Below are 6,393 nucleotides of genomic sequence, written 5' to 3' on the forward strand. Positions count from 1 at the left end.
GTCCTGATGGATCGGATTCCGGGGTGGTACTTCACCGGGAATCCTCCGCCAATATCGAGAATACGGATCTTCCGGCCGGTCCGCTCTTCCACTTCCTTAACAATGCTTGCTGCTATCTGGAGCGCCTGCATGTAGTTCTCGAAGTTGGTGCACTGGCTCCCGACATGGAAACTCAATCCTTCCACGACAAGGTTGTTTTCGAAGGCCTCGATGATCAGGTCCACCGCCTCGCCCGGGTGGGCACCGAACTTGCTGGAGAGCTCGACCATGGAGCCGGTGTTCGGGACACGGAGGCGCAGGACCAGGCCGGCGTGGGGCGCGTGGTCGCGGATTTTCAGGATCTCGTGGTGGTTATCAAAGGTGACGAGCGGTTTGTACTTGTCCAGCGCCTGTAAGGTCTCGATCGGCTTGATGGTATTGGCGTAGATGATCTTGTCCCAGATAAACGCCTGCTGCTCCTTTCGTGGCAGGTGTTTGAAGTTCTCGTACACGATCATGAACTCGGGCATTGAGGCCACATCGAAGCTGCACCCGATATCATACAGGGTCTTCACGATCTCGGGATTTGAGTTGGCCTTGACAGCAAAATAGACCTGGACATCCGGCATATGCCGCCGGAACTCCCGATAATTTTCCCGGAGTTTCTCGTGATCGATTACAAAAATGGGGGTACCGTGTTCTGCGGCAAGGTTCAGCAGGAGTTTCTTGTTTATTGTGCCGATATGATGAACGGGGGTGGGAATCTCATCGGTCCCTTTTTTCTTCCGCCTTTTCTTGGTGTCAACCGCGACTTTTGTCATTATATGATTGATTTACTGTACGAATAAGAAGTTTTTGAATTGCCAGATATCTTCACGGTCGTAATCGTTCTCCGGGTTCTCCTTGAAGAAGACCACGCGGTTCTTCAGGGGCGTCCAGTCTGAAGCCGTTGACCGGAACTCTCCGAGGTACGGTTTTGCAATATTCAGCACGAAATCGTGCGGGAGGTCGTCCGGGAGGCAGAACCCTTCCCGCGGGTGTTTGATCATCCACATGACAGCGCTGACAACCCCGAGCGCGACCTGGATGGTGGTCGCGTTCTGGCCGGGAGCGAGTTTCTTTGCTTCGTTGATCGGGAGGATACTTCCCGTCCACCATGATTTGTAGGGATGGCCCATCAGGAGGGCGCCCAGGATGTCGGCACCGGTGACGATCTCGCGGTCGCTCATGATCCGGAGCTTGGGCTGGAGCACGTAGTTCCGGGCGCGGAGCTCGTGGATGGACGCGATGGTGGCGTCACAGGGCATGTACGCGTAATGTACCGTGGGCCGGTAGACTGCCTTGCCGTCTTTCCAGACCGTCCAGCGGTCTGAGATGCCGAATGCTTCGCCATGGCGGATGACCATGCCGATGATCTCCTGGTTGGGGATCCATGAACGGACCCAGGTATTGAGCCCCATCTTCGGGATGAGGATACCGTTCTTGGGGCCGACGGGTGGAACGATGGCAAGCGGGGGCAGGGTCTTTTCGTGTGTGCCCCAGCCGATCTCTGCCGGGGCGACACCCTCTTCGCGGAGCCCCTCGATGCACCAGGTGCCGACAAACTCTCCCACTTTCTTGGGGGTCCGGGAGATCTGGGTGTCATGCTCGGAACAGTGGATCACTTTCACGCCGACTTCCATCGCCAGTTCCCCGAATTTTTGTTCTGTTATCAAATGCTGGATCCTTGTTGGGTCCTGCGCGATCTTATCAGCAATCATCCTCTGGGCAATATCGACAAGTCCCTGTTTTGCGAAGTGGGAGATGAGCCCGGGGTTTGCGCCGTGATCGACAACGCAGGTGGGGGCATCGTCCCAGTCCTTTGTCAGTTCCATGAGCCGCATCTGCCGGAAATACAGGGTCTTCTCGTAGGGGTTTGCCGTCTCGATCCCTGAGTCCGGGTCCCACGCTTCGACCGAGGTGTTGACGTACAGGACCTCGTGGTCATGGCACCACTGGGCAAGATCGCAGCTGTCGATGTTCCATGCCTCGTCGATCAGGAGCCCGCCGGGGGAGAGGTATTCTCCAAGGATCCCGGTAAGGTTTTCCTGGGTAACTTTCTTCTTGACGAAGCAGAGGCCGCCGGCTGTCCATGCTTTCAGGTCAGGGGACTTGTCCTTGAAATCCATGATAGTGATCTGCTCGAGCGGGATGGTAACATGACGGAGCAGGATCGGGAGCATGCATTTGGCAACCGCGCCGTATCCTATGATCAGGACCTTGTTTTTGAATTCCATTCTCTCCTCCTGCAGGTCCCGTAAGGCCTGCACAGGACTATTGGGCGCGAGTTGTATTAAACACGACGAAGATCCGTGATATCCTGGTGCTGCGGAGAGGCTTGGCATTCCTCCCGGTCAGGTCTCCCGGTCTTTGCCCGGTTCACGGAACGAAATCCTCTTATTCTGCCCGGCCAACTTTTCCGTCAGGAAGTATCGCATGGGTGCAAAAGAGGAGATGGACCTGCTCCTGTCCCGGGAGGCCCTGGTGGCAACAGTCGGGACGATCAAACCGTATGCTCTTGCCCTCCTTGTTTTCACCGGGCTCCTCCTCGAGCTCGTGGTCCATTACCAGCTGAAGATCTCTATTGCATACACGCATTTCTTCTACCTGATCATCGCTATTGCCGGCCTGTGGTACGGGAAAAAAGCGATCCCGCTCGCGCTCTTTTTCGGCGGGCTCCAGATCGTAGTTGGCTGGTGGATCACCGGATCGATAGCGCCCGATTCCCTTGTCCGGGCTGCGATGCTCTTTGTGGTTGCGTACATCATCGGGTACATTGCCGATACCCTGAATAGTTACTACGCTATGATCGGGGCACAGAACCGGGACCTGCGGGAGGTGAATGAACGGCTGGCCGCATCGGAGCACGCCTTCCAGACCGCAAACAAGAAACTGAACCTCCTCTCCAGTGTCACGCGGCACGACATCCGGAACCAGCTCTCCGCCCTTCTCTCGTACCTGGAACTCTCCCGGATGCAGGTCACGGATCCCGCTGCAATAGCGCGGATCGAGAAGGAACAGAAAACAGCCCATGCAATCGAACGGCAGCTCGATTTCATGAAGACCTACGAGGAGATCGGTGTGGTTGCCCCGCAATGGCAGGATATCCGCTCCGTCGGCGAGCGCCTCCAGGCACGGCTCCCGGCAAACGAGGTGAGCCTGATCCTCCCGGAGACGGGGATTGAGGTGTATGCTGATCCCCTTCTGGAGAAAGTCTTCGAGAACCTTCTTGATAACTCGCTCCGCCACGGGGAGCGGGTGAAGAAGATAACGATCTCCACCCGGCCGGGCCCGGATAACGGCCTTTTTCTGGTGTACGAGGATGACGGGGTGGGGATCCGGAACGAAGACAAGGAACGGGTCTTTGTGAAAGGATTCGGGAAGAACACCGGTCTTGGCATGTTCCTCTCCCGGGAGATCCTTGCCATCACCGATCTCGCGATGATCGAGAACGGTGTCTACGGGGAGGGAGTCCGGTTCGAGATCCGTGTCCCTGAAGGGAAACACAGGGTCGTTGCCGTGAGCGAGTAAAAACAAAGGATAATAATGCCGCAGATACTGGCCAAACCCCGGCGGGTTTCCTGCTTTCCTGCCCGCCATCCCGGACCTGCTTCCGGTCACAATGATGTATTTATTGTGGTGGAGAACATACATATCAGGAGTCACAATCACCACAACAGTGGTTTTTTACGGGGTGGCGTATCTTGGCAGACAAAAATGCACCAATGGACCAGCGCGAACTGATGACCCTCCAGAACTACCTGCAGGAGTACGGGCAGCAGGCTGAACTTTTTGTCCAGCAGCTGCAGATGCTGGAGAACGGGAGGATGGAGGCGCATGCTGCCATCGAAGCGCTCGAAGGAATGCTCGCCTCGGAAGACGGCACTGTCCTCCTCCAGATCGGAGGCGGGGCAAGTGTCCGCGCTAAAATCGTGGAACCCGAGAAGGTTCTCCTTGCAATCGGGTCCGAAGTTGTTGTGGAACGTTCCAACAAGGACGCCGTGGAGTTCTTAAAAGAGCGGATCATGGAGATGGAAGCCTCGGCAAAGAAGGTTGCCGAGACGCTCGACCGTCTCCGTGCCCAGATGAACGAGATCAACAAACGGATCGAGTCCGGCTACCAGCAGGCGATGGCTGCCGGGCAGGATCTGGGCTGATCCGGAGCACCTGCCCATGTTCGGGGGACTGCGGGAGAAGCTCAAAGCGGCACGCGAGCGCCTTGGCGGCAGTATCAACGCTGCAGCAGCCCGGGCTGAACCCGGGGGAGAGACAACCCCCGTGGATACAGTAAAACCTCCCGTCCCTGCACCAAAACCGGATACAGTGCCCGGCACTGCCGCTGTACCTGCGCCGGAACCTTCTGCCCCGTCTTTCGTCCAGAAGATGAAGACGCTCATCATCGACCGCGAACTGATTGTCTCGGAAAAAGACCTCGATGATGCGCTCTCCGAGCTGGAACTCACTCTCCTTGAAAGCGACGTAGCCCTCCCGGCAACCGATGCCATCATCAGCAGCGTTGAGAAGAACCTTGTCGGCAGGCACCGCAAGATCGGCGAATCGGTCGACCACCTCGTTGTCCATGCGTTAAAAGCTGCCCTGCTGGACGTGCTCGGGCAGGGGTTCGATCTCAAGGCATATATCGCGAAGCGCGAGCGTCCTGTGAAGATTTTGTTCACGGGTGTGAACGGCACCGGGAAGACCACGACTGTTGCCAAGATCGGGTCCTGGCTCCGGAAGGAAGGATTCACCGTTGTCATCGGTGCAGGCGACACCTACCGCGCCGGGGCAATCGAGCAGATTGCCGTGCATGCAGAACGGATCGGCATCCGGGTCATCCAGCACCAGGAGGGTGCCGATCCTTCGGCAGTGCTGTTCGATACCGTGGAGTATGCAAAAGCCCACAAGATCGATGTGGTCCTCGCGGATACCGCCGGCCGGTTCCACAACAAGGCAAACCTGATGAGCCAGCTCGAGAAGATCAAACGCGTCATGAAACCAGACCTTGTCGTGTACGTGGACGAAGCTGTCGCCGGTAATGACGCCGTGACGCGTGCCTTCGAGTTCGACCGGACCGTGGGCGCAGATGCCGTTGTGCTGACCAAGGCCGACATGGACTCCCGGGGCGGGGCGGCGATCTCGATTGCCCACACCATCGGAAAACCCCTGATGTTCCTTGGTGTCGGGCAGGCCTATGACGATATCATGCCCTTCGAGCCGGCAACGGTTGTGGAAGAGCTGCTGGAAGGTGGTGCGTGATGCTCGACAACCTGTCCTCTTCGTTAAAGGATGCTCTCAAGAAACTGGCCGGCAAGACTGTTGTCGACCGGGCAGCAGTCGACGACCTGGTAAAGGATCTCCAGCGTGCGCTCATCTCGTCCGATGTGAATGTCAAGCTCGTGATGGAGCTCAGTAAGGCGATCCGCACCCGGTCCCTTGAAGAGGAGCCACCCAAGGGCATGAACGTCCGCGAGCACGTGCTCCGGATCGTGTACCAGGAGCTGGTCCGCCTTGTCTGGACCTCTACTGAAGTCCGGCTCGAACCCCAGACCATCCTGATGGCAGGCCTGCAGGGGAGCGGCAAGACCACGACCACGGCAAAGCTCGCCCGCTACTTCCAGAAGAAGGGGATGAAGGTCGGTGTCATCTGCGCCGACACGTTCCGGCCCGGTGCCTTCGACCAGATCTCCACGCTCTGTAACAAGATCAATGTCCCCTGCTTTGGCAACCCGCAGGAAAAGGACGCCCTGAAGATCACCCGCGAAGGCCTTGCAGCCTTAAAAGAGCAGGAACTGATCATTGTCGATACGCAGGGGCGGCATGCTCTTGAGGCAGACCTGATCAAAGAGATCATCGACCTCAATGTGCTGACCAGGGCAACCCACCGCTGGCTCGTCATCGATGCCGCGCTTGGACAGCAGGCAAGTGAGCAGGCGAAGCGCTTCCACGAGGCCATCGGGATCGACGGGGTCATCATCACCAAGATGGACGGTACCGCAAAAGGCGGTGGCGCCATGTCGGCCGTTGCCGAGACGAAGAGCGGGATCGCGTTCATCGGTTCGGGGGAGACGATCGAGGACCTCGAACGGTTCGATCCCGACGGCTTCATCTCCCGCCTGCTCGGCATGGGGGACTTAAAAGCCCTTGTTGAGCGGGCGAACGAGGCCATCAACCCCGAAGACGTTGACGTCAACGCCATGATGAAGGGGAAGTTCACCCTCCGCGACATGTACAAGCAGCTCGAGGCCCTCAACAAGATGGGCCCCTTAAAGCAGATCATGGGGATGCTCCCGCTCGGGAACATGCAGTTGCCCGAGGGAGTATACGATGTCACGAGCACGAAGATGGTCCGGTACCGGATCATCATGGACTCGATGA

General features: G+C 57.7%; 6 protein-coding genes. 4 read left to right on the plus strand and 2 right to left on the minus strand.

Annotation, left to right across the window (positions count from 1 at the left end; translation table 11 throughout):
- Window positions 1-800 (minus strand): alanine racemase (locus CW742_RS05260; protein ID WP_292417473.1); only part of this gene is annotated, 800 nt, incomplete at its 3' end.
- A gap of 12 nt (window positions 801-812) precedes the next feature.
- Window positions 813-2,255 (minus strand): saccharopine dehydrogenase C-terminal domain-containing protein, encoded by a 1,443-nt coding sequence (locus CW742_RS05265; RefSeq protein ID WP_292417476.1) that lies wholly within the window; start codon window positions 2,253-2,255, stop codon window positions 813-815.
- Between the two features lie 199 nt (window positions 2,256-2,454).
- Here CW742_RS05265 and CW742_RS05270 point away from each other — a divergent pair, with 199 nt between their 5' ends.
- From CW742_RS05270 to CW742_RS05285, 4 genes are all read left to right on the plus strand, one after another.
- The gene (locus CW742_RS05270) at window positions 2,455-3,549 is read left to right on the plus strand and encodes a sensor histidine kinase KdpD (protein ID WP_292417478.1); all 1,095 of its coding nucleotides are present in this window, start codon (window positions 2,455-2,457) and stop codon (window positions 3,547-3,549) included.
- 173 nt (window positions 3,550-3,722) lie between these two features.
- Complete coding sequence (pfdA, locus tag CW742_RS05275) at window positions 3,723-4,175, plus strand: prefoldin subunit alpha (RefSeq protein WP_292417481.1); 453 nt, start codon at window positions 3,723-3,725, stop codon at window positions 4,173-4,175.
- A gap of 16 nt (window positions 4,176-4,191) precedes the next feature.
- A complete protein-coding gene (gene ftsY, locus CW742_RS05280) occupies window positions 4,192-5,274 on the plus strand; it encodes a signal recognition particle-docking protein FtsY (RefSeq protein ID WP_292417483.1) in 1,083 nt (360 codons plus the stop codon).
- Window positions 5,274-6,393: signal recognition particle protein Srp54 (locus tag CW742_RS05285; RefSeq protein ID WP_292417486.1), on the plus strand; the 1,120-nt coding region annotated here is incomplete at its 3' end. The genes ftsY and CW742_RS05285, both read left to right, overlap by 1 nt.

The organism is Methanoregula sp., from assembly GCF_002835825.1.
GTDB lineage: Archaea > Halobacteriota > Methanomicrobia > Methanomicrobiales > Methanospirillaceae > Methanoregula.

Coding starts and splice junctions, on each gene's coding strand:
- CW742_RS05265 (WP_292417476.1), bottom strand. CDS start 2,255: ATGGAATTCAAAAACAAGGTCCTGATCATAGGATACGGCGCGGTTGCC.
- CW742_RS05270 (WP_292417478.1), top strand. CDS start 2,455: ATGGGTGCAAAAGAGGAGATGGACCTGCTCCTGTCCCGGGAGGCCCTG.
- ftsY (WP_292417483.1), top strand. CDS start 4,192: ATGTTCGGGGGACTGCGGGAGAAGCTCAAAGCGGCACGCGAGCGCCTT.